General features: G+C 68.6%; 24 protein-coding genes. 19 read left to right on the plus strand and 5 right to left on the minus strand.

Annotated elements, in window-relative coordinates:
* Nucleotides 1-133: 133 nt before the first annotated feature.
* From OSC30_RS00380 to OSC30_RS00390, 3 genes are read right to left on the minus strand one after another with little or no spacing between them, the layout of a single operon-like run.
* Nucleotides 134-1,363, minus strand: a complete 1,230-nt coding sequence (locus OSC30_RS00380) for a porin family protein (protein WP_267169854.1) — start codon at nt 1,361-1,363, stop codon at nt 134-136.
* On the minus strand, nt 1,360-3,693 hold the full coding sequence (locus OSC30_RS00385; protein ID WP_267169855.1) for a putative bifunctional diguanylate cyclase/phosphodiesterase: 2,334 nt from the start codon (nt 3,691-3,693) through the stop codon (nt 1,360-1,362). Before OSC30_RS00385 ends, OSC30_RS00380 begins: the two co-directional genes overlap by 4 nt.
* A gap of 3 nt (nt 3,694-3,696) precedes the next feature.
* The gene (locus OSC30_RS00390) at nt 3,697-4,341 is read right to left on the minus strand and encodes a cupredoxin domain-containing protein (RefSeq protein WP_267169856.1); all 645 of its coding nucleotides are present in this window, start codon (nt 4,339-4,341) and stop codon (nt 3,697-3,699) included.
* A gap of 285 nt (nt 4,342-4,626) precedes the next feature.
* Here OSC30_RS00390 and OSC30_RS00395 point away from each other — a divergent pair, with 285 nt between their 5' ends.
* The 4 genes from OSC30_RS00395 to OSC30_RS00410 all read left to right on the plus strand — a co-directional run bounded on the left by OSC30_RS00395 (nt 4,627) and on the right by OSC30_RS00410 (nt 8,070).
* Nucleotides 4,627-5,328 (plus strand): pirin family protein, encoded by a 702-nt coding sequence (locus tag OSC30_RS00395; RefSeq protein WP_267169857.1) that lies wholly within the window; start codon nt 4,627-4,629, stop codon nt 5,326-5,328.
* Between the two features lie 58 nt (nt 5,329-5,386).
* Nucleotides 5,387-6,271: a formate/nitrite transporter family protein gene (locus OSC30_RS00400; RefSeq protein WP_267169858.1), complete on the plus strand. Its 885-nt coding sequence runs from the start codon at nt 5,387-5,389 to the stop codon at nt 6,269-6,271.
* A 51-nt stretch (nt 6,272-6,322) separates the two neighbouring features.
* Complete coding sequence (locus OSC30_RS00405; protein ID WP_267169859.1) at nt 6,323-7,057, plus strand: 2OG-Fe(II) oxygenase; 735 nt, start codon at nt 6,323-6,325, stop codon at nt 7,055-7,057.
* 578 nt (nt 7,058-7,635) lie between these two features.
* Nucleotides 7,636-8,070, plus strand: coding sequence for a cell wall hydrolase (locus tag OSC30_RS00410; protein ID WP_267169860.1), 435 nt, complete (start codon nt 7,636-7,638; stop codon nt 8,068-8,070).
* Between the two features lie 80 nt (nt 8,071-8,150).
* Here OSC30_RS00410 and OSC30_RS00415 read toward each other — a convergent pair whose 3' ends face one another.
* A complete protein-coding gene (locus tag OSC30_RS00415; protein ID WP_425474716.1) occupies nt 8,151-8,636 on the minus strand; it encodes an outer membrane lipoprotein in 486 nt (161 codons plus the stop codon).
* A gap of 76 nt (nt 8,637-8,712) precedes the next feature.
* On the minus strand, nt 8,713-9,306 hold the full coding sequence (locus OSC30_RS00420) for a glycine zipper 2TM domain-containing protein (protein WP_267169861.1): 594 nt from the start codon (nt 9,304-9,306) through the stop codon (nt 8,713-8,715).
* A 184-nt stretch (nt 9,307-9,490) separates the two neighbouring features.
* Here OSC30_RS00420 and OSC30_RS00425 point away from each other — a divergent pair, with 184 nt between their 5' ends.
* From OSC30_RS00425 to OSC30_RS00495, 15 genes are all read left to right on the plus strand, one after another.
* A complete protein-coding gene (locus OSC30_RS00425; protein WP_267170130.1) occupies nt 9,491-10,267 on the plus strand; it encodes a TatD family hydrolase in 777 nt (258 codons plus the stop codon).
* 133 nt (nt 10,268-10,400) lie between these two features.
* Nucleotides 10,401-10,937, plus strand: a complete 537-nt coding sequence (locus OSC30_RS00430) for a MarR family winged helix-turn-helix transcriptional regulator (protein ID WP_267169862.1) — start codon at nt 10,401-10,403, stop codon at nt 10,935-10,937.
* Nucleotides 10,934-12,415, plus strand: a complete 1,482-nt coding sequence (locus tag OSC30_RS00435) for an efflux transporter outer membrane subunit (protein ID WP_267169863.1) — start codon at nt 10,934-10,936, stop codon at nt 12,413-12,415. Before OSC30_RS00430 ends, OSC30_RS00435 begins: the two co-directional genes overlap by 4 nt.
* The gene (locus OSC30_RS00440) at nt 12,402-13,598 is read left to right on the plus strand and encodes an HlyD/EmrA/EmrK family protein (RefSeq protein ID WP_267169864.1); all 1,197 of its coding nucleotides are present in this window, start codon (nt 12,402-12,404) and stop codon (nt 13,596-13,598) included. The genes OSC30_RS00435 and OSC30_RS00440 overlap by 14 nt, the downstream gene beginning before the upstream one ends.
* Before the next feature lie 17 nt (nt 13,599-13,615).
* The gene (locus OSC30_RS00445; RefSeq protein ID WP_267169865.1) at nt 13,616-15,169 is read left to right on the plus strand and encodes a DHA2 family efflux MFS transporter permease subunit; all 1,554 of its coding nucleotides are present in this window, start codon (nt 13,616-13,618) and stop codon (nt 15,167-15,169) included.
* 88 nt (nt 15,170-15,257) lie between these two features.
* Nucleotides 15,258-15,734: a polyhydroxyalkanoate synthesis repressor PhaR gene (gene phaR, locus OSC30_RS00450; protein WP_267169866.1), complete on the plus strand. Its 477-nt coding sequence runs from the start codon at nt 15,258-15,260 to the stop codon at nt 15,732-15,734.
* A gap of 264 nt (nt 15,735-15,998) precedes the next feature.
* Nucleotides 15,999-17,396 carry an FAD-dependent oxidoreductase gene (locus tag OSC30_RS00455; RefSeq protein ID WP_267169867.1) on the plus strand — a complete coding sequence of 466 codons (1,398 nt, stop codon included), beginning with the start codon at nt 15,999-16,001 and terminating at the stop codon, nt 17,394-17,396.
* A complete protein-coding gene (locus OSC30_RS00460) occupies nt 17,389-17,793 on the plus strand; it encodes a DUF3293 domain-containing protein (RefSeq protein WP_267169868.1) in 405 nt (134 codons plus the stop codon). The genes OSC30_RS00455 and OSC30_RS00460 overlap by 8 nt, the downstream gene beginning before the upstream one ends.
* A gap of 95 nt (nt 17,794-17,888) precedes the next feature.
* Nucleotides 17,889-18,521 (plus strand): cytochrome c biogenesis heme-transporting ATPase CcmA, encoded by a 633-nt coding sequence (gene ccmA, locus OSC30_RS00465; protein ID WP_267169869.1) that lies wholly within the window; start codon nt 17,889-17,891, stop codon nt 18,519-18,521.
* A gap of 108 nt (nt 18,522-18,629) precedes the next feature.
* Nucleotides 18,630-19,316 carry a heme exporter protein CcmB gene (ccmB, locus tag OSC30_RS00470; RefSeq protein WP_267169870.1) on the plus strand — a complete coding sequence of 229 codons (687 nt, stop codon included), beginning with the start codon at nt 18,630-18,632 and terminating at the stop codon, nt 19,314-19,316.
* A gap of 7 nt (nt 19,317-19,323) precedes the next feature.
* Nucleotides 19,324-20,079 (plus strand): heme ABC transporter permease, encoded by a 756-nt coding sequence (locus tag OSC30_RS00475; RefSeq protein ID WP_267169871.1) that lies wholly within the window; start codon nt 19,324-19,326, stop codon nt 20,077-20,079.
* Nucleotides 20,076-20,270, plus strand: coding sequence for a heme exporter protein CcmD (ccmD, locus tag OSC30_RS00480; protein ID WP_267169872.1), 195 nt, complete (start codon nt 20,076-20,078; stop codon nt 20,268-20,270). Before OSC30_RS00475 ends, ccmD begins: the two co-directional genes overlap by 4 nt.
* Nucleotides 20,267-20,728: a cytochrome c maturation protein CcmE gene (gene ccmE, locus OSC30_RS00485; protein WP_267169873.1), complete on the plus strand. Its 462-nt coding sequence runs from the start codon at nt 20,267-20,269 to the stop codon at nt 20,726-20,728. The genes ccmD and ccmE overlap by 4 nt, the downstream gene beginning before the upstream one ends.
* Complete coding sequence (locus OSC30_RS00490) at nt 20,725-22,704, plus strand: heme lyase CcmF/NrfE family subunit (RefSeq protein WP_267169874.1); 1,980 nt, start codon at nt 20,725-20,727, stop codon at nt 22,702-22,704. The genes ccmE and OSC30_RS00490 overlap by 4 nt, the downstream gene beginning before the upstream one ends.
* A complete protein-coding gene (locus OSC30_RS00495; RefSeq protein WP_267169875.1) occupies nt 22,701-23,243 on the plus strand; it encodes a DsbE family thiol:disulfide interchange protein in 543 nt (180 codons plus the stop codon). Before OSC30_RS00490 ends, OSC30_RS00495 begins: the two co-directional genes overlap by 4 nt.
* Nucleotides 23,244-23,288: the final 45 nt, after the last annotated feature.

Raw genomic sequence — 23,288 nt, forward strand, 5'->3', positions numbered from 1 at the left:
GGGCCCTTGCCATGCGCGGCAGACAGCCGGTCGTGTGTGGCGTTGTCACAGACCCAGGCGATTGGTGCAGGGTCCCGGTCAAGGGTCCGGCAAGGAAAGGTGGTGCCGCGGTGAAATGCGGCCATGGCACTCGTCAATAGAACAGCCGGGCGCTCAGCTGCACCTGGGTGCGGCGGGTACGCGTGGGCAAGCCATAGTCCGCACGGACCGTGCGAGTGGAGTCCATGTACAGGGTTTCGAAGGTCAGCCGCAGCCAGTCGTGCGGACGCCAGTTGAGCGCGGCGGTGAGGGCGTTGCCGTGCTCGCCGGCGTGCTGGCCCGGCGCTTGCGGCAGCTCGCGCGTACTGAAGTGATCCAGCCGCAGCGCCGGCCGCCAGGCGCCGCGGTTCCAGCCGGCGAGCAGGAAGGCCGCGCGGTAGCGGGTGGTGAAGACCCGGCCGGGAGCCGGCTCGATGATGGTATCGCCGTCCATCGCCTGCGCAATCCATGTGACCGGGCCGGAGTCGGCGCTGGCGCCCAGGCTCCAGAAGCGGGTGCGCCAGGCGTACAGGCGGTGGCCGCCTGCATAAGGCGCCCAGGCGTCGGTGGCGGCATGGTTGTCGTAGTGCATCAGGCTGAGCCGGCCCCGGCCCCGGGCACGCCAGTTCAACTGGACATAGTTGCCCCAGTGCTGGCCGATGCGGCGGAACGGGTCGTAACGCATGGGCGGTTGATCGCCCTCGTCGCGCACGTAGGCGTCCGGCTCGCGCAGCCGGCTGCCCAGACCGTAGGTTCGGTCGCTCAGGGACCAGCCGCGGATCGCCAGCAGGTTGCCGGCCGGATCGTTGCGCTGGAACAGCGCGCCGCGAAGATCCCAGGTGGCGACGTCGCCGCGTCGCTCGATGCGCGCCTCGGCGCCCACCGCCCGAAGTTCCTCGCCGACCCAGCTGTTGATCGCCGAGGGCGTGAGGGTCCACGGGCTGGTCCAGCCGATCGCGTCGTTCTCCAGCGACGCCGGCGGGAAGAACGCGCCGGCCTGCACCGATCCGCGCCAGCGCGTGGTCGACACCGGGCGCCAGCGCAGGTAGGCCTCTAGCACGTCGATGCCGGCGCGGTCGCCTTCCTGCAGTTGCACGCCCGCCAGGGCGAGCAGCGACGGCGTGAGTTGCGCGGTACCGACCAGCGCGGCACCGCCGAAACGCAGTTCGGTGCTCCCGCCACCGTAGCGGGTCTTGCCCAGTCCGCCCTCGACCCAGCTTCGTTCGGCCGGCGCCGCCACCAGGCGGCCGTCGAGGTAACCATGCAGGCTGAAGTCCTGGGCATGGCCCGCCAGCGGCAGGGCTGCCACGCAGGCCAGCGCCAGGTGGCGCAGGCGTGGCTTCATGCGGCGCCGGCCCGATCGGACGCGAACCCCGCCAGTTCGGTGGCCGGCAGCGGCCGCGCGATGAAGAAGCCCTGCGCGTGATCGCAGCCGATCGCCGCCAGTTGCGCGAGCGTGCCTTCGTCCTCCACGCCCTCGGCGGTGACCTGGTAGCCCAGCCGGTGGCCCAGCTCGACGATCGACTGCACGATGGTCTGGTCGCTGGCATCGCGGGCCAGGTGCCGCACGAAGGTCTGGTCGATCTTCAGCTCGCTGACCGGCAGGTGGCGCAGGTAGGCGAACGCGGACTGGCCCACGCCGAAGTCGTCCACCGCGATGCCGATGCCGAGGTCGGCCAGGCCCTTGAGCACGCGCAATGCCGTTTCCGGCTCGCCGATCACGGCGCGCTCGGTGATTTCCACGGTGAGCTTGCCCGGCGGCAGCGCGTGGATGGACAGCAGGCGACCAATGCGCAGCGGCAGCTCGGCCTCCCCGAGATCGCGCGCCGACAGGTTGACCGCCACGTTGAGGTCGAGCCCGGCCGCGTGCCATCGGCTGGCCTGTGCGATGCCGGCGGCCAGCGCCCAGCGGGTCAGCCGCTGGATGTTGCCGGTGTCCTCGGCCATGCCGATGAAATCCTGCGGCGGGACCGCGCCGCGCCGCGGATGGTGCCAGCGCACCAGCGCCTCGACGCCATCGACGCGACGGCCGGGAAGCGCCAGCTTGGGCTGGTAGTGCAGCATCAACCGGTCGTGGTCCAGCGCCTCGCGCAATTCGCCCATCAACGACAGGCGTTCGGTGCGGTGCGGGTCGGTCGCCGCGTCGTAGAACGCCAGCGGGCGGGTCGAACCGGTGGCGGCGAACTGCGCCACCTCGCCGTGGCGCAGCAGCACCGACGCGAGCGCCCCGTCCTCGGGGTACATGGCGATGCCGATCGCCGGCAGCGTATCCACGCTGACGTCGGCTTCGGCGTACGGCGTATTGAGCGCATCGAGGACGCGCAGCGCGGCGGCGACAGCCTCGGTGCGGTCCGCGCCGGGCAACCAGGCCACGAACTGGGTATCGGTGGCGCGCGCCAGGAAGGCCTTGGCGGCAACGCGGCCCAGGCGTGCGCCGACCTCGCGCATCAGTCGGTCGTACAGACCATGGCCCATGGTCTTGATGATGTCCGGCGCGCGCGTGAGGCCAACCATCAGCAGCGCGCCGTGGCGGGCGCCGGCCTCGCGCGCGCGGTCGATCGCCACTTCGGCGGCGACGCGGTTGGGCAGGTCGGTGACCTGGTCATGCAACGCCTGCTGGCGGATGTGTTCCTCGCGCTGGCGCACCGCGTCGACCATGGTGCCGAAGGCGGCGGCGAGCTGGCCGAGTTCGTCGCGGCGGTTCAGGCTCGGCGGCGCGCGGTAGTCGCCCGCCTCGATGCGTCGGGCCGCGCCGGCCAGCGCTTCGACCGGGCGCGACACGCTGCGCGCCGTCAGCCACGCACCGATCAGGCCGACCACCAGCCCCAGCCCGAGCAGGGCCGCCCACGCCAGCACCACCGCGCGGAACGGTCGCAATGCGTCTTCCAGCGAGTAGCCGAGTACCGCCACCACCGGTGCCGTGCTGCGCGGCTGGCTGAGCGGTTGCGCCAGCAGCAGGTATTCATGGCCGTGGATGCGGCGTATCGCCGGACGGGCCGGCAAGCCCTGCCCCGCCAGGCTGGCCACCAGTCCCGTATGGGTCAGGCTCTGGGCCACGGTGACCCACGGCGAACCCGGCGGGCGCACCGCCAGTTCGATGTCGCCGGGCAGCGCCGACAGCGTGCGCAGGTGGGCGAGCAGCACGTCGTCCAGCGGTACGTAGACCACCACCAGGCCGACCGGTTGCGGCGCGTAGATCGGTACCACCACGACCCAGTACGCCCTGCCCTGCAGCGCAACCACTGCCGCCGCGCGGCGCTCGAACGCATGCCCGGCAAGGTCGGGAAAGGCAAAGCGCTGGCCGCTGGCGCGGACGTCGGCGGTATCGACCTCCACCTTGCCGTCGAGCCCGATCAGCTGCATCCGCGAGGCGCCCACGCGGCGGCCGTGGTTGCGCAGCACCGAGAACACCGTGCCATGGTCGCGCTCGGCGATGGCCGAACGCAGCGCGTAGTCCAGCGACAGCACCTCGACGTTGCCGGCCACGCGGGCGGAGATGTCGTCCATCTGCGCCACGAAGGCCTGCGCGTTGATTCCCAGCTGCCGCTCGCCCTCGCTCACCATGGCGCGTCGGGTCACGCCATAGACCAGCGCGGCGGTGACCAGCTGCACCGTCACCAGCGTCGCGACGAAGAACAGTCCAAGGCGTAAACGGAAGCCGACGGCGCCGCGCATGGGTCAGTAGTCCACGTGCTCGCGATCGGAAAGCTCGCGCGGGTCCGGGATCAGCGATAGCGCAAAATCCGCGCGCTGCGCATCGGCTTCCGTCGCCAGGATCTTCACCTCGCTGGGCGGCGCCTGGCCCGGACGCAGTTGCGGATGCCACACCGTCACCGTGTACTTGCCCGACGGCAGGTGTGCGAACACCACCTGCCCCTGCGAGGGCGTCACCCTGGCCCGGGCGGGCGACACCAGCAGATAGGCAATCATGTGGTCGTGGATGTTGCAGCCGATCGCGACCAGTCCGGCCTTGTCCAATGTCAGCGGCGGCGAACTTTCGCCCGGGTGCAGCAGGAGCTCGAACGCCTTGGCGTCGGAGAAGGAATAGACATGGTGGCGGGTGCCGTCGCTGTTGCGGAACACCACGCGGTCGCCCGGACGGACTACCTGGACGTAGGGAATGAAGGTCTCGTCGCGCTGGTCGACGTAGCGTGTGACGGGCGCCGCGGCCACCCCAGTCGCCGCCGTTGCGGACGTCAGGGTGACCACCGCGTCGCCCACGGCACGGCCGTTCGTGTCGCTGACGCGCACCACCAGTTGGCCTGCCCACACCGTGCCTGCGCTGCCGGCCAGCAGCCAAGCCAACATGAGTCGCCAACGCATGACGCACTCCCCCTGGATGTCCCCGGCGCTAGCCTACCCCAAGCATCCGCGCTGCGGTCAAGATCGCTTCGGGGCCAGCCCGCGCAGGCATCGCCGGACTTGTCTGGTGCGCGTCCGGCGGTGAGGCGAAGGCGGGCCGGGGCGGAAATCAGGGGACTGACGAGGCGTCCCCGCTCCTGGGTGCGGGTTGGCGAACGATCCGTTCAATCCACGCGCCATTGAGCCAGGCCGGCGCAGCCTTACCTTGCTTGCCTGGCCGCCACGATGCGCGGCAGGAGACCCGACATGATCGAACGCAGGCCCTTTGACACCCTTGGCGGCGCCAACCACGGCTGGCTCGACGCCAGGCACCATTTCTCCTTCGCCAGCTACCACGACCCGGCGCGGATGGGCTGGGGCGCGCTGCGCGTGTGGAACGACGACACCATCGCCGCGCGCAGCGGCTTCCCGCCGCATCCGCACGCGGACATGGAGATCATCACCTACGTGCGCGAGGGGGCGATCAGCCACCGCGACAGCCTCGGTAACGAAGGCCGCACCGCGGCAGGTGACGTTCAGGTCATGAGCGCGGGCACGGGCATCACTCACGCCGAGTACAACCTGGAGCCCGACACCACGCGCATCTTCCAGATCTGGATCATTCCGGACCACCAGGGCGACGCGCCCGCCTGGGGTGCGCGACCGTTCCCGACTGGCGACCGCGCCGGCCGCTTCGTGCCGCTGGCCAGTGGCTTTCCCGATGACGCCGACGCCCTGCCGTTGCGTACCCGCGCCCGCGTGCTGGGTGCCACCCTGCGGGCCGGCGAGCAAGCCGACTATGTGCTGGATGCGGGCCGCTATGCCTACCTGGTGCCGTCCACGGGCGTAGTCGAACTCAACGGCACGCGCCTGGAGGCACGCGATGGCGCCGCGATCCGCGACGAAACCGCCTTGCGGATCATGGCGATCGAGGATGCCGAGCTGGTGCTGGTCGACGTGCCGGCCTGACGCAACGCCACGCACACGCGGGCCGTCGTAGCGTGCGGATCCCCGGAGGATCCCAGCGATGCCCCAGCCAACCGGACGCCCGCGCGACATCGGCACGGAAGACCCGAACGAAGCCGATGCGCGCGACGGCTTTTCGCTCTCGCGCGAGGAGCGCGGTGATGTCGAACACAAACGCCCTCCGCGCGTGGCGGTGCTGCACGAAACCATCCGGCTGGAAGGCGAAGAGGAGCTCAGCCGCGGCATCCTGGCGCTGAGCCTTTCCGCGTTGGCGGCGGGGCTGTCGATGGGGTTCTCGATGTTGGCGCGTGGCCTGCTGCATCGCCACCTGGAAGGTATCCCGGGCGCGTTCCTGATCGAGAGCCTGGGTTACCCGTTCGGCTTCCTGGTGGTGATCCTGGCACGCCAGCAGCTGTTCACCGAAAACACCCTGACCGCGGTGCTGCCGCTGATGACTCATCCGAACCTGCGCAAGCTCGGTTCGCTGCTGCGGCTGTGGTCGGTGGTGTTCGCCGGCAACCTGGTCGGCACGGCGCTGTTCGCCTACGGCATCCTGCACATGCGGCTGTTTGACGAACCCACGCGACTTGCGCTGCTGGGCATCGGCCACGAGGTGATGGCCAACACGCCTTTGCAGATGTTCACCAAGGGCATCGCCGCCGGCTGGCTGATCGCCACCATGGTCTGGCTGATGCCGGCCGCGGAGCACGCGAAGATCACCGTGATCGTGCTCACTACCTACCTGATCGCGCTGGGCGGCTTCACCCACATCATCGTCGGCTCGGTGGAAACCCTTTACCTGGTGTTCGCCGGCAGCCTTCCCTTCAGCGTCTTCGTCATGCACTTCGGGCTGCCGACGCTGGCCGGCAACATCGTCGGCGGCAGCTGCATCTTCGCCCTGATCAGCCACGCGCAGGTGCGCGGCGACGAGGCCGATGAAGATTGAGGCGCAAGATCCGGAGGGCCGGCGAGAACGATGCGGTCCAGACTCGCGCCCATGACTGCACATCCCTCGCGTGACGAAATCCCGGCCGCCGCATTTCAGGCCGTGGACTGGCCCTCTATCCATGGCGCGCTCGACGCATACGGCCACGCCGAAATCCCGGGCCTGCTGGCGCCCGGGACGTGCCGGGAACTGGTCGCGCTCTATCCGCGGCCGCAGCACTTTCGCAGCCGGGTGGTGATGGCCAGGCACGGTTTCGGCCGCGGCGAGTACCAGTACTTCAGCTATCCCTTGCCGGCGCCGGTCGATGCCCTGCGGACAGCCGTCTATCCGCAGCTGGCGCCATTGGCCAATCGCTGGAACGAGGCGATGGGCATCGAAACGCGCTTTCCGGCGACGCATGCACAATTCCTCGCACGCTGCCATGCGGCGGGCCAGGCCCGCCCCACGCCACTGTTGCTGCGCTACGAGGCCGGCGACTACAACTGCCTGCACCAGGACCTGTATGGCGAACACGTGTTCCCGCTGCAGTTGGCGATCCTGCTGTCCGCGCCCGGCACCGATTTCACCGGCGGCGAGTTCGTGCTGACCGAACAACGCCCGCGCATGCAATCGCGTGCCGAGGTGGTGCCACTGGCCATGGGCGATGCCGTGATCTTCGCCGTGAGCCAACGCCCGGTGCGTGGCGCCCGCGGCTGCTACCGGGTGAACCTGCGCCATGGCGTGAGCCGCCTGCGCCGCGGCTGCCGCCACACGCTCGGCATCATCTTCCACGACGCCAGCGCATAGCCTGCCGCGCCGCCGCCTTTTCCGCGTCGTTCTGTCCGCATCGTTCACACAAGCGCCTGCGGGTCTTTCGTCGGAAGTGACGCCCGCAAGCCCGACGAAACGTCGCGTCTCATCGGCTCCGCAACACTCTTCACCTGCCCGCCACGGACGCTGGATGAACGTACGCCGATTGTGAACCCGCGTCGGCACGGCACTTGCCAGCGCGCGCCACCGCCACTAACCTCCCGCCGACTTCGACGATGCCCATTGCCCACGGGTATCTGCACGCGACGAACCGGAGGGGTCCGGATCGGCGCGACCCGGCAGCCCACCGCCGGATGGAACAACCGCCCCGCGCGGAACAATCAAGGCAGCAGCCGCAATAGGCCGACAGCATCGGTCGCGATTCGCAGTGCGCGCCAAGTCTTTAGCCGGCTCCGGACAGCCGGCCGAACGCCACAATCCCGTGGCACAGCGTCACGACTCCTGTTTCGGTCGTGGCTATCAATCCAGGTGGTAACGGCCTGCCCGCCCGTCCACCGCAACGGCGCACGAGATGGAGTTTTCATCCCGCGCGTACAGCACGTTGGAGGCAGACAATGAAACTTTCCATGCTGTTGTGGCTGACGTCCGTCCTGCCCCAGCCGATCGCCGACCAGGCCTGCCTGGCCACGACGGTGTACCTGGAGGCGCGCAGCGAGTCGACCATCGGTCAGCTCGCCGTGGCGGAAGTCGCGCTGCGCCGCCGCGAACGCGGCCGCTGGGGCAACACCGTGTGCAAGGTGGTGGCCGCGCCGCACCAGTTTGCCATCACGGCGACGCCCGGTTCCTACGAGATCGCCAACTTCAAGGCCTTCACCAAGGCCTGGAAGATCGCCGGCTACTCGATGGAAAACTGGTCGCTGCCCGTCGCGCAACGTCAGTTGCTGGTGCCGCACGCCGATCATTTCGCCACCGTGGCGATCGCGCCGACCTGGTCGCTCAACCAGACCAGCACCACCATCGGCGAACACCGCTTCTACGCGGTCAACTGAACCGCATGCTTTCGGCAGCAAAAAGGCCCTCGCAAGAGGGCCTTTCTTTTTGGGCGTATGGAAGTATGGACGTCTGAACGTTACATGCCGTAAACGTGGTCGCCGCGCACCTGTGCATAGTCGCCGACGCGAAGGCCGGGATCTTCCTTCTGTGTCACCGTGGCGTACTGGCCATTGTCCAGACGCACCGTGATGCGCCAGGCCGGCGCCTCGCCATTGCCGCTGCGCTTGCCGACCTGGTTGCCGACCACGCCGCCGGCCACCGCGCCCGCCACTGTCGCCGCCTTGCGCCCGTCGCCCTTGCCCACCTGGTTGCCAAGCACGCCGCCGGCGACCGCACCGATCACCGCGCCGAGCGTGCCGTGGCCTTCGTCCTGCACGTAGACTTGTTCGACGCTCTGCACCACGCCGCAGGTCTGGCAGCGTGAGGCGCCGTAGCTGGAGTTCTGGTAGCCACCATTGTTGTAGCCACCATTGTTGCCGGGCCCCGTGGCGCAGCCGGCGAGCGCGAGGCTGCCCGCCAGCGCGGTGGCCAGGGCAAAGTTGCGGGATCGGTTGATCATCATGGCGCGACTCCTCGTGGGTGTGGGTCGGATGATCGCAAGCGGTCCGTCCATGGACCGCGTAGACCGCGTCAGTGGATCAATGCGCGTCCGAAACGGAAACGACGCCCTCCTGCACCTGGACGCGGTCGCCCGGGTCGTGGTCCATGCGCACCGTGCGGGTAACGCCGTTGTACTCGTAGCGCACGTTGTAGCCGACCACCTTGGTGCTGCTGTCGTTCACCGTTTCGCACTTGCGCACGGTTTCGGTGGTGACGTTGGCGGTCTGGCGCTTCTCCTGGATCTTCTTGCCCGCGTAGCCGCCGGCCACCGCGCCGGCCACCGTGGCCAGGGTCTTGCCCTTGCCACCGCCGACCTGATGGCCGAGCAGACCGCCGGCCACCGCGCCGATCGCCGTGCCGGCGATCTGGTGCTGGTCCTTCGGCGGCTCGCTGTGCGTGACCGCCTCGTCATGGCAGACCTGGCGCGGATTGTTCACCGTCTTGCGCACGGGATCGACACTCACCACGCGCGCATACTTGGCGCCGGCATCGCCAGCGGCACCGGCTTCGGCGCTGGACGAGCCGTTGGCCAGGCCCGCATCGGCGCTGGCGTCGCGGTTGCAAGCCGAAATGCCCATCGCGAGCGCTGCCGCGATACCCACCTGAAGCGCATTGACCATCAACCTGTTCATGACTTGCATCTCCTTCGTTTTATTGCGGCGTGGCGACCGCGCCATGCGTTTCGCCATCCATCCGCGGACTATTGAACCTACGACATACTGAATCCGACTTAGACATTTCACCCTAATGCGCAATCCAGGTGACGAACGCGTGACGGAACACTCATATCCGCCCTCCTCCCAGGCAAGCCCATACCTGATCGACAGCCACGTGCACATCGACGACGCCAGCTTCGACGTCGATCGCGGGCAGGTGCTGGACGACGCGGCCGAGGCCGGCGTGCGGCAGATGGTGGTTCCGGGGATCGACGCGGCGAGCTGGCCACGCATCGCCGCCCTGTGCGAGCGGCACGCCGCGCTCGTTCCCGCCTATGGCCTGCATCCGCTGTTCCTGGCACAGCACAGACCCGAACACCTGGAGCTGCTGCGCGAACGCCTCGGCCAAGGCACCGCCGTCGCACTGGGCGAGATCGGGCTGGACTTCTACGTACCGGAGCTCGATCGCGACCAACAGCAATACTACTTCGAAACGCAGTTGCAACTGGCCCTGGAATTCGATCTTCCGGTCATCGTCCATGCCCGTCGCGCAGTGGAAGAGGTGGCACTGGCGCTGCGCGGAATGCCCGGCCTGCGCGGCGTGGTACACAGCTTCGCCGGTAGCGAACAACAGGCCGAGCGGCTTTACGAAATGGATTTCATGCTTGGCATCGGCGGCCCGATCACCTACCCGCGCGCCAAACGCCTGCGCCGCCTCGTCGCCACCATGCCGATCGAACATCTGCTGCTGGAAACCGACGCGCCCGACCAGCCCAACGCAGGGCATCAGGGCGCGCGCAACGAGCCGGCGCGCATGCTTGAGACGCTGCAGGCCATCGCCGAACTGCGCGGCGAATCGCCCGAGGCGATCGCCGCCGCCACCACGGCAAACGCCCGCCGCCTGTTCGGCCTGCGGACACCCGCGCCCGCTCCGTAAAGCGCCCACAGGCAGGACCGTGTGGCCGGCTCATGTCGCAGGTCTTGGCCAGAATCCCCGTATGCGCGGCAGCACTTGCCTGCCTTGGGCGTACGCGATATTTTGGTTCACTGGTGAAATATGAGCTGGTGAAATGGCGCACCTGGGCGACTGCATCGGAATGATGGACCAGGGGATCGAACAGGTGAGCCTGTCCATCCCCGGCATGCCTGCGGCGGAAGCCAGGCTCACCCGCCTCCTGTTGATGGTCGCGCATCGCGTGGACGAGATACTGGAAGGCGAGTTGAAGCCGCACCGCATCAACCACAGCGATTTCCTCACCATGATGTTCCTGTACAGCCGTCCGGAGGGCGCATCGACGCCCGGCGAGCTGTGCGAGTTCACCTCGCTTGGCGCCACCAACATGACCCGGATCGCCAACGCGCTGGTCGAGCGGGGTCTGATCAAGCGCGGCCCGAGCGACCAGGACCGGCGGCGGGTGGAGATCCGTATCACGCCCGCTGGCCGCCGCTTCGTGCAGAAGCTCCTGCCTGGCCTTTTTCCCCCGTGCGGCGCGGCATTCGCCGGGTTCAGCGAAGCCGACAAGCGCAGCTTCAGCCGCCTGCTGCGCAAGCTCGCCGACAACCTCGACCGCCTGGACGCGGCCCCCGCCCCGAAGGACGCCCGATGACCTCTGCCCCGCTTCGCCTTCGCACCCTGCTGGCTGCGGCGACCGCGCTGGCGCTGGCCGCCTGCGCCATGCCGCCGGCGAAACTCGCGCCGCCGCACCTGCGTGACGACGTGCCGCTTGCCGGCGTCCAGACCACCACCCGCGCCGGATGGCCCGATGCGCAATGGTGGCGCGCCTACGACGACCCGCAACTGGACCGGTTGATGGATCGCGCGCTGCGCCAGGCGCCCGATCTCGCATTGGCGCAAAGCCGCGTGCAGAGCGCCGAGCAGTCCGCACGCCTGGCCGCCGCGCAGATGGGCCTGAACGTCAACGGCAACGCCCAATATTCGCGCCAGCGGATGAGCGAGCACGGGCTGATCCCCAGCCAGTTCCTTGGCTTCACCTGGTACAGCCAGGCCGACCTCGGCGTGCAACTCAAGTACGACTTCGACTGGTGGGGCAAGAAGCGCGCGACGGTCGAGGCCGCACTCGACCAGGCGCACGCGGCCGAGGCACAGCGCAGCGCGGCGGCACTGGCACTGCAATATGCCGTGGCCAGCACCTACTTCGGCTGGCAGGCCGACCAGGCACGCCTGGCGCTGGCCGACCAGTCGCTCGCCGCCCAGCAGCAACTGCTGCACATCGCGCAACTGCGCGTGCGCCAGGGCGTGGACCTGGCCGACACCGTCGAGCAGGCGCAGGCACAGCGGGCCGGCCTGAAGCAACTGCGCACAGCCATCGAAGGCTCGGCCAAGGTACGGCGCGCGGTGCTGGCTTCGCTGCTGGGGGTGGCACCGGCCGAGCTGCCGCCGCTGGAGGCGCGTGAATTGCCGGCCGTCGAGCCCGGCCTGCCTGCCAACGCCAGTCTGGACCTGATTGCCCGCCGCCCGGATATCGCCGCCAGCCGCTGGCAGGTCGAGGCGGCCGTCAAGCAGACCGATGCGGCGCGCGCGCAGTTCTTCCCCGATCTGAGCCTCACCGCGCTGGCCGGGCTGTCCAGCATCGATATGGGCGAGCTGCTTACGCCCGGCAGCCGCGTCTTCGCGGTGACGCCCGCGCTGCATCTACCGATCTTCGAAGGCGGGGCGCTGGAGGCCAACTACGGCCTGAGCCGCGCGCAACTGGACAGCGCCGTGGCGCAGTACCGCAGCACGGTGCTGGCCGCCGCGCGCGACGTTTCCACCCAGGCATTGGGCGCCGAGCAACTGGCCGCCCAGCGCGGGCAGCAAAAGGAGCTGCTCGCCGCCGACCGACGCCTGCTCTCCCATGCCGAGGCGCGCCTGCGCCAGGGCGTGCGCGATGCCCGCGAAAGCCTGGCCGCGAAGCTGGCCTTGCTGCGGCAGCGCGACGCGGCCATCCAGTTGCATGCGCAGGCGCTGACCACCGACCTGGCGTTGATCAAGGCGCTGGGCGGCGGCTACCGCAGCCAGCCCCAGCCTGACGTTGCATCTTCTTCCCCTTCCCCTGCCGGAGTCGCCACCGATGAGCGCCACTGAAGCCGACAAGCCCGCCGAAAACGACAGCGGCCTGGCCGCCAAGAACCCGGCCAAGCGTCGGCGTGCGCTGCTGATCGTGGCGGCGGTGTTCATCCTCGCCGCGCTGATCTGGCTGCTGCTGTGGCTGTTCGTGTTCTCGACCCGCGAGAAGACCGACAACGCCTACGTCGGCGGTAACCAGGTGACGATTTCCGCGCAGGTGCCCGGCACCGTGGTCGCCATCATGGCCGACGACACCCAGCGCGTGGAGGCCGGCCAGGTGCTGGTCAAGCTCGATCCGACCGACGCCCAGGTCCGCCTGGCGCAGGCGCGCAGCGCACTGGCCCAAGCGGTGCGCGGCGTGCGCCAGCAGACCAGCTCGGCTACCGGTGCCGACGCGCAGGTCGCCGCCAGCAAGCTCCAGCTGGCCAAGCTTGAAGCCGACCTCAAGCGCCACCTGCCGTTGCTCGCCGCCCATGCCGAATCACCGGAAATCGTGCAGCACCTGCGCGACGGCGTGGCGCAGGCGCGCGCCGCGCTGAATGCGGCCGAGGCGCAGGCCGCCGCCGCACACGCGGCGATCGAAGGCACCGACTTGGCAGAGAATCCCACGGTATTGCAGGCCCGCGCCAACTTTCGCGCCGCCTGGATCGCGGCCGAGCGCAACGCGATCCTGGCGCCGGTGTCCGGCTATGTCGCACAGCGCAGCGTGCAACTGGGCAACAGCGTGCAGCCCGGGCAGCAGCTGATGACCGTGGTGCCGCTGCATGACTTGTGGATCGACGCCAACTTCAAGGAAGGCCAGCTCCAGCACATCCGCATCGGCCAGCCGGCGACCGTCGAGGCCGACATCTACGGCGGCGACGTCGAGTACCACGGCAAGGTCGTCGGTCTGGGCGCCGGCACCGGCAGCGCCTTCTCGCTGCTGCCGGCGCAGAACGCCACCGGCAACTGGATCAAGGTGGTGCAACGGGTGCCCGTGCGCATCGCGCTGAGCAACAAGGAGCTGGACAAACATCCGCTGCGCGTCGGCCTGTCGACCACGGTGACGGTGGACATCACCGACGACCATGGCCGCGTGCTGGCACAGGCGCCGGCGCAGCAGCCGGTGGCCCAGACCGACGTGTACGACCGCATGATGGGCAAGGCCGAGCAAGAGGCCCGCCGCGTCATCCAGGCCAACCTGCCCCGCGCAGCCAAGTAACCCGAAGGCCCTTCCCCATGGCCGCCACGCCCAACGACACCCAGCCGCTGCCGCCCCTGCATGGCGCGGCGCTGGTGCTGCTCACCATCGCCGTCGCGTTCAGCACTTTCATGGAAGTGCTGGACATGACCATCGTCAACGTGGCCGTGCCGCACATCGCCGGCAGCCTGGGCGTGAGCCCCAGCGAAGGCACCTGGACGATCAGCTCGTATGCGCTGGCCAGCGCGATCATGCAGCCGCTGACCGGCTGGATCGCGCGGCGCTTCGGCGAGGTGCGCAGCTTCGTGGTGTCGGTGTTGCTGTTCGTCACCTTCTCGATGGTGTGCGGACTGGCCACCTCGATGCCGCTGCTGGTGATCGCGCGGCTGTTGCAGGGCGCCGGTTCCGGCCCGATGGTGGCGCTGTCGCTCACGCTACTGCTGTCGAGCTACCCGAAGGCCAAGCAGGGCATCGCGCTGGCGCTGTGGGCGATGACCGTGGTGGTCGCGCCGATCTTCGGCCCGATCCTGGGCGGCTGGCTGACCGACAACTTCTCCTGGCCGTGGATCTTCTACATCAACCTGCCGGTGGGCCTGGCCGCGGCGGTGATCACCTGGGGCCTGCTGCGCAAGCGCGAGACCAAGACCGCCAAGACGCCGATCGACATGGTCGGGCTGGGGCTGCTGGTGATCGGTGTGGGCGCATTGCAGTTCATGCTCGACAACGGCAACGACCACGACTGGTTCGCCTCGCCGATGATCACCACGCTGGGCATCGTCGCCGTGGTGTGCCTGACCTTCCTGATCGTGTGGGAACTGCACGCCAAACACCCGGTGGTGGAGCTGGCGCTATTCAAGGAACGCAACTTCACCGTCGGCGTGCTGGCCCTGTCGCTGGGCATGTTCGCGTTCTTCGGCATCAACGTGGTGTTCCCGCTTTGGCTGCAGGTGACGCTCGACTACACCGCGACCTGGGCCGGCCTGGCGACCGCGCCGGTGGGCGTGCTGGCCTTCCTGATGGCGCCGATCCTCGGACGCAACCTGCACCGGCTTGAACTGCGCGGCGTGGTGACGTTCTCCTTCATCGTGTTCGCCATCACGTCGTACTGGTTCTCCACCTTCACCAGCTCGGCCTCGTTCTCCTCGCTGGTGCTGCCGCGGTTCGTGATGGGCATCGCGATCCCCTGCTTCTTCATTCCGCTCAACCAGATCTACCTGTCGGGCCTGCCGCCGGAGCAGATCGCCAGCGCCACCGGGCTGTCCAACTTCTGCCGCACGATCGGTTCGAGCATCTCCACCGCGGTCATGGTCACGCTATGGCAGCACCGTGGCGAGACGCACCACGCCACGCTGACCGAGAACATCGACGCGGTACACCCGGCCACCACCCAGTTCCTGCAGCAGGGTTCGCACATGGGCCTGACCCACACCCAGAGCTTGGGCCTGCTCGACGGGCTGGTCACCCGCGAGTCGCTGACGCTGGCCGTAAACGACGTGTTCCTGGCCTGCGCGGTGCTGTTCGTGGTGCTGATCCCGATCCTGTGGTTTGCCCGTCCCCCCTTCGGCAGCGCGGGCGGTGCGGTGGGTCATTGACGCGTAGCCGCATGGGTTTCTTTGCTGCACTGGCGGGTGCAGCATGGATTACTGGTGCAGCGCAATACGTTCTGCTAGCTTGTGCCGCATGGCACAAAAACTGCGCATCATCAAGAAGTATCCGAACCGCCGGCTCTACGACACCGAAATTTCCAGCTACATCACGCTGGAAGAGGTCAGGCAGCTGGTACTGGACGGCGAAACCTTCGAGGTCCGCGATGCCAAGAGCGGCGAGGACCTGACCCGTTCGGTGCTGCTGCAGATCATCTCCGAGCACGAAGAGAAGGGGCAGCCGATGCTCTCGCCCCAGTTGCTCAGCCAGATCATCCGTTTCTACGGCGATTCGCTGCAGGGTTTCATGGGCCCGTACCTGGAACGCAGCCTGCAGGTGTTCCTCGACCAGCAGCAGCAGTTCCGTGCCCAGCTCAACAGCCTGATGGGCCAGACGCCCTGGTCGATGCTCAACGAGCTGACCGAGCGCAACCTGGACGCCTGGAAGACCATGCAGCGCGGCTTCCTGGACGCCGCCGCACAGACCGCGCCGAACAAGACCCGCAAGGGCTGAGCCAGGCTCTTGTCAAACAATGCTCGTCCGCCAGGACGACGTTCGCCCCTTCTCCCCTGCGGGGAGAAGGTTGGGATGAGGGAGCCAAGGCTTGCGCGAAGCCCTGCCGCACCGAGGTAGGGTGGGTTTCAGCCCACCGTCGCCGTCCCCTGAGAGAAAGGTGGGCTGAAGCCCACCCTACGATCGTCGGCTGGCGGGCGCAAAAGCATTGCAACCCCGCCGCGCTTGCGGAACAGTTCGGCGATGCGTAGCAACGGATCGCCCATGAGCAGCAAACCTTCCCTCACCCTGATCGGCGGCGGCCTGGTCGGCGCACTGCTGGCCCAGCAGCTGGCGCGGCGTGGCTTCGTCGTGGACGTGTTCGAGAAACGCCCCGACCCGCGCACGGCCGGTTTCGCCGGTGGCCGCTCGATCAACCTGGCCCTGGCCGAACGCGGCCTGCAGGCGTTGCGCAGCGCGGACCTGGATGAGGACGTGTTGCGCCACGCCGTGATGATGCGCGGCCGCATGGTGCACACCGCCGACGGTCGCAGCGGCCTGCAGCGGTACGGCATCGACGACAGCGAGGTGATCTGGTCGGTCTCCCGCGGCGGGCTCAACATGCTGCTGCTCGACGCGGCGGAAGCGGCCGGCGTGCGCTTCCATTTCGGCCAAGGCCTGGTCGGGGCCGACTTCGATGCCGGCCGCATGCGCGTGGCCGGGTTGGACGGCACCGAGCGCGAGGTGGATGCCCCGGTCCTGATCGGCGCCGATGGTGCCGGCTCCGCCCTGCGTGCTGCAATGAGCGCCTGCCGCCCGCTGGGCGAGCGCACCGAGTGGCTGGGGCACGGCTACAAGGAACTGGAAATCCCGCCCGCCTCGCAATTGCTACCCGCGCTGGCGGAACAAGGCGGCCACGACCAGTTCGCCATCGAACCCAACGCATTGCACATCTGGCCGCGCGGCGGCTACATGTGCATCGCCCTGCCCAACACCGAGGGCAGCTTTACCGTCACCCTGTTCCTGCCCGGGAAAGGGCCGCACCCGAGCTTCGTCACCCTTCCCGATGCCGCTGCGGCCGCCGCGTTCTTCCGCGAACATTTTGCCGACCTGCTGCCGCTGTTGCCGGACTTCGCCGAGGATTTCGACGCCCATCCGGTGGGCAGCCTGGCCACGCTCTACCTGGAACGCTGGCACCTGGACGGTCGTGCGCTGCTGGTCGGCGACGCCGCGCATGCGATCGTGCCGTTCCACGGCCAGGGCATGAACTGCGGCTTCGAGGACACCGCGGCGCTGGCCGGGCTGCTGGATGGCCACGATCCGGCGGAGGCGTTCGCCGAATTCCAGCGCATTCGCCAACCGAACGCCGACGCGATCGCCGCCATGGCGCTGGAAAACTATGTGGAGATGCGGGACTCGGTCGCCGACCCGCGCTACCTGGCCAAGCGCGAGCTCGGCGCGCGCCTGGCCGCGCGGGCCCCAGGGCACTACATGGCGCGCTACCGCATGGTCACCTTTACGGACCTCCCTTACGCCTACGCGCTCGAACGCGGTCGCGCACAGGACATGCTGCTCGAACAACTGCTGCGCGAGTCCAACGACCCCGCCTCGGTCGACCTGGACGCCGCAGTGTCCGCGCTCAAGGCCACGCTGCCACCCCTGCCGCCGCTGCGGCATGGATGAGGAACTGCTCAAGGCCTATTGCCGCAGCGCCTACCGGGTGCGTCTGGCGGGGGGCGGCGCCGCCACCATCCGCATCGGCGAGCCGTTGCCGGTGGTGTTGCGACCGCTGGCGGGCAATCGCGACTGGGGTTTCTTCACCGCCTGGAACCCGCGTTCCCGGCCGCTGTCGCCGATCGACAACCGCGACGCCCAACGGCGCCTGCTGGCCGATCTGCGGGCCGACGCCTCGCTCGAGACCCACCCTGCGCTAGGCAAGGGCACCGACGGCTGGCGCGAGCCGAGCTTCTGGATCGTGGGCATTGGTCCGGACGCACTGGAGCGGTTGGCGAACCGGTACGGGCAGAACGCCTGGCTGTTCGGCCACGGCGCAGGAACGGCGGAATTGCGGTTGCGCTGAAAGCCTCCCCGGGTAAGGCGCCGGCCGCAAACCTGCCCAGGTGCGCCCCCGCACCGCATGGACAACCCGCGCACGCATTGCGGACAATCCCCCGGATGACTTCCGCCCACGCCATCCCGCTGCTCCAAGCGCGGGGCCTTTCCTTCCTGCGCGCCGACGAGCCGGTGTTCGGGCCGCTCGACTTCGCCCTGCACGCGGGCGAGCTGGCGCTGGTGGAGGGCGACAACGGCAGCGGCAAGACCACCCTGTTGCGCCTGCTTGGGGGACTGTTGCACGTCGGCGAGGGTGAGCTGCAGTGGCGCGGCCAGGGCTGGAACCGCGACGCGCGGGCAGGCGAAGTGCTGTTCCTGGGCCACCAGTTGGGCCTGAAGATGGACATGAGCCCGCGCGAGAACCTGCACATCGCCGCCGGCCTGCACGGCATGCGCGAGGGGCGCAGCGCCGCGTCGGTGCTGGTGGACGTCGGCCTGCCCGGCTACGAGGACGAGCCGGTGCGCCGCCTGTCCGCGGGGCAGAAGAAGCGCGCCGCGCTGGCACGGCTGTTGTTGCTGCCAGCGGTGCTGTGGTTGCTGGACGAGCCGTACGCGAACCTGGACCGGGCCGGTATCGCCCTGGTCAACCGGTTGCTCGAGGAGCACATCGCGAGCGGTGGCGCGGCGCTGGTCACCAGCCATGGGGCGGTGAGTTTCCATGGCGGGGAGCCGAAGCGGATTCGCATGCATGGTTGAGCTTATGCGCCAGTGCTCGATGGCGGAGCTTGAGAGCAAGGGCCTCCCCTTCTCCCCCACCCTCTCCCCCGGTCGCGCCGGGGCAGAGGGAGCATGGAGGGCTGCGGCGTGAACCAGGCATCCGTTTCCCGAGCCTGCGCGGCGGTGTTGCGACGCGACCTCACGCTGGCCTGGCGGCGGCGCGGCGATATCGCCATGCCGGTGCTTTACGCGCTGATCGTCGCCACGTTGTTCCCGTTCGCGCTGGGACCGGAGGACGCCCTGCTCCAGCGCATCGCTGGCGGGGTGGTGCTGGTTACCGTGCTGTTGGCCATGCTGCTGGCACTCGATGCGATGTTCCGCAGCGACATCGAGGACGGTTCGCTGGAGCAACTGGTGCTCGCGCCGCAACCGCTGGCGCTAATGCTGGCGATGAAGATCCTCGCCCACTGGTTGACCACCGCGCTGCCGCTGATCCTGATCTCGCCCCTGCTCGCCGGCATGCTGCACCTGCCGTTGCCGGTGATGGGCGTGCTCATGCTGGCGCTGCTGCTGGCCACGCCGATGCTCAGCCTGCTGGGCGCGGTGCTGGTCGCGCTGACGGCCGGGACCCGGCGCTCTGGTATGCTGCTCGCCCTGATGCTGCTGCCGCTTTGCGTGCCAGTGGTCATCTTTGCCGCAGGTGCGGTCGCGGCCGCCCAACAGGGGTTACCGTGGGTCGCCCCGATCGCCTGGCTCGGCGCGGCGCTCGCCCTCGCCCTGGTGCTGGCGCCGCTGGCCTGCGCGGCCGCCCTCCGCATTGCTTTGGACGCCTGATATCGCCATGTCCAAGTGGATACCCCTCTGGCTGCACAAGCTCGGCTCGCCGCCGACCTTCTACCGCTTTGCCGGCACCTTGCGGCCGTGGTTCCTGGCGCTGGCGCTGATCGCCGGCGCCATGGCGCTGTACGGCGGACTGGTGCTGGCGCCGGCCGACTACCAGCAGGGCGACGCCTACCGGATCATCTTCATCCACGTGCCCAGCGCCTGGATGGGCCTGTTCATCTATGGCGTGATGGCGGTCGCCTCGTTCATCGCGCTGGTGTGGCGGATCAAGCTGGCTGAGACGGTGGCGATGGAATCGGCGCCGATCGGCGCGGCGTTCACCTTCATCACCCTGGTCACCGGCTCGCTCTGGGGCAAACCGATGTGGGGCACCTGGTGGACCTGGGATGCGCGACTGACCTCCGAACTGGTGCTGCTGTTCCTGTACCTGGGCGTCATCGGGCTGTACCACGCGTTCGAGGACCGCCGCCAGGGCGCCCGCGCCGCCGCCTTCCTCGCCATCATCGGCATCATCAACGTGCCGATCGTGCATTTCTCGGTCAACTGGTGGAACACCCTGCACCAGGGTTCGACCGTGCGCATCCTGGGACCGTCGAAGATCAGCACCGACATGCTGTGGCCGCTGCTGACCATGATGGTGGCGACCAAGCTGTACTACGTCGCCAGCCTGTTCGGCCGCGTGCGCGCCGACCTGCTCGAGCTGGAGGGCGGCAAGGAGTGGGTGCGCAGGATCGCCACAGGGGACGACGCATGAGCCAGTTCCTCGCCATGGGCGGCTATGCGGGCTACGTCTGGCCGGCTTATGCCGTGTTCCTCATCGTGCTGCTCGCCGATTTCGTTTCGCCGCTGTTGCGCCGGCGCCGCAACCTGCGTGAACTTCGCGCCCGCCTGGCGCGTCAAACCGCGCGCCAGCAACGTGCCGCCTCCCCTGCCGTGAATCCATGAACCCGACCCGCAAACGCCGTTTGATCATCGTCCTGCTCGTACTCGCCGCCGCCGTGGTGGCGGTGGGGCTGACCGTGTTCGCCCTGCAGCAGAACATGAACTACCTGTTCACCCCCAGCCAGGTGCACGCCGGCCAGGCCGGGGCGTACAAGACCTTCCGCCTGGGCGGCATGGTCAAGGCCGGCTCGATCCAGCGCTCGGGCGATTCGCTCAAGGTCGGCTTCACCGTCATCGACGCCGACGGCGCGATGCCGGTGGAGTACACCGGCATCCTGCCGGACCTGTTTCGCGACAACCAGTCGGTGATCGCCACCGGTCACATGGCCGGCGACCACTTCGTCGCCGAGCAGGTACTTGCCAAGCACGATGAAACCTACATGCCGAAGGAGCTGAAGGACGCCATGGAGAAGGCGCATCACGGCGACAAGGCCGTGGCCGCCAACAAGGTGCCGCAATGACTCCCGAACTCGGCCAACTCGCACTCATCCTCGCCATGTTGCTGGCCCTGGCGCAGGGCGTGCTGCCGCTGGTTGGCGCCTGGCGCGGCAACCGGGTGCTGATGGCGGTGGCGCGGCCGGCCGCGGCTGGCCAGGCGGTGTTCGTGGCGATCGCCTTCGGGCTGCTGACCTGGGCGTTCCTGCGCTTCGACTTTTCCGTGCAGTACGTCGCCGACAACTCCAACCTCGCCCTGCCCTGGTACTACCGCATCGCGGCGGTCTGGGGCGCGCACGAGGGGTCGATGCTGCTGTGGGTGATGATCCTCAACGTCTGGACGGTGGCGCTGGCCGCCTTCAGCCGCCAGTTGCCGGAGGCATTCCTGGCCCGCGTGCTGGGTGTGCTGGGCATCGTGGCGGTCGGCTTCCTGGCCTTCATCGTATTCACCTCCAATCCGTTCGCGCGGTTGTTGCCGATGCCCGCGGACGGCGGCGACCTGAACCCGGTGCTGCAGGACCCGGGCATGACCTTCCATCCGCCCGTGCTGTACATGGGCTACGTGGGCTTTTCGGTGGCCTTCGCCTTCTCCATCGCCGCGCTGCTGGGCGGCGCGCTGGAGCAGGCCTGGGTGCGCTGGGCGCGGCCGTGGACCAACGCGGCCTGGGCCTTCCTCACCTGCGGCATCGTGGCCGGCAGCTGGTGGGCCTACGCTGAGCTGGGCTGGGGTGGCTGGTGGTTCTGGGATCCGGTGGAGAACGCCAGCTTCATGCCTTGGCTGGTGGGCGTGGCGCTGATCCACGCGCAGGCGGTGACGGAGAAGCGCGGCTCGCTGCGTGCCTGGACCATCCTGCTGTCGATCTTCGCCTTCTCGCTGTCGCTGCTGGGCACCTTCCTGGTGCGCTCGGGCGTACTGACCAGCGTGCACGCGTTCGCTTCCGACCCGCGCCGCGGCCTGTACATCCTGGCCTTCCTGGTCATCGTGATCGGCGGCTCGCTGCTGCTGTACGCGCTGCGTGCGCCGAAGGTGGCCGGCGGCAAGGCGTTCAGCCTGCTCTCGCGCGAGACGGTGATCCTGATCGCCAACCTGATGTTCACCGTGGCGGCGGCGATGGTGCTGCTGGGCACGCTGTTCCCGCTGATCGGCGATGCGTTGCACCTGGGCAAGATCTCGGTCGGTCCGCCCTACTTCGGTTTCCTGTTCCCGCTGCTGATGCTGCCGGTGGTGCTGTTGCTGCCGTTCGGTCCGTTCCTGCGCTGGGGCAAGAGCGAGCCGGCGCCGCTGAAGAGCGTGCTGGTGCGGGTCGCCATCGCGGCGGTGGCCTGCGCGATCGTGGCCGCCTTCTTTGTCGACGGCCAGGCCAAGGCAATCGCTGGCGTGGCGGCGGCCGTGTGGTGCGGCGTCGGCACGTTGCTGTACGTCTACAAGCGCTGGCGCGAGATGCCGCGCGGGCGGCGCTACCCGGCCGAGATGGCCGGCATGCTGCTGGCGCATTTCGGCGTGGGCGTGTTCCTGATCGGCGTGTTGCTGACCGAATCACTGAGCGTTACCCGCGACGTGCGCATGGCGCCGGGCGACACGCAGACGATCGGCGCCTACAGCTTCCGCTTCGACGGCGTGCACGCGACCCGTGGCCCCAACTGGCACGCCGAACAAGGCACGGTGACCGTGTTGAAGGAGGGCAAGACCATCGACGTGATGCACCCGCAGAAGCGCACCTACCCGCGCGGCCAGGTGCAGACTGAATCGGCGATCGACCCGGGTGTCACCCGCGACCTTTACGTGGCGTTGGGCGAGCCGATGGACCCGAACAACCTGGAAGGTGCCTGGGCGCTGCGGCTCTACGCCAAGCCGTTCGTGCGCTGGATCTGGGGTGGCGGCCTGTTCATGATGCTGGGTGGCTTCGTGGCCGGCGCGGACAAGCGCTTCCGGGCGAAGCGCGCGGCGACGGCGGCCACCGCCGCACAGCCGTCGCAGACCGTGGCGGAGCGGCGCGCATGAGCCGTTCGCTGCCGTTGTTCGGCTTCCTGCTGCTGGTAGCCCTGTTCGGCTTCGGCATCTGGTGGAACACCCGGCATGACCCGCGCGAAGTGCCCTCGCCGTTGATCGACAAGCCGGCGCCGGAGTTCGTGCTGCCGCTGCTGGATGATCCGACCCAAACGGTCAGCAAGGCCTCGATGCTGGGCAAGCCCTACCTGGTCAACGTGTTCGCCAGCTGGTGCATCGCTTGCGGCGAGGAGCACCCGGTGTTGATGGCCGAGGGCCGCACGCTCGGCATCCCGCTGGTCGGCTACGACTACAAGGATGCGCCCGAGGACGCCAAGGCCTGGCTCGCGCGGCACGGCAACCCGTACGACATCGTCATCGCCGACCAGCCCGGCCGTACCGCAATCGATTTCGGCGTGTACGGAGCGCCGGAGAGCTTCCTGATCGATGCCAGGGGCGTGATCCGCTACAAGCACATCGGGCCTTTCACGCCGGAGATCATCGAGCGCGAGTTGAAACCGCTGATCGCGCGGTTGAAGCAGGAGGCACCATGAGCCGCATGCTTCCCTGTTGGAGCGCCCCTGTGCGCGACCGCGGGG

This window comes from Frateuria hangzhouensis (assembly GCF_026410505.1).
Classification (GTDB): Bacteria; Pseudomonadota; Gammaproteobacteria; order Xanthomonadales; family Rhodanobacteraceae; genus Frateuria_A; species Frateuria_A hangzhouensis.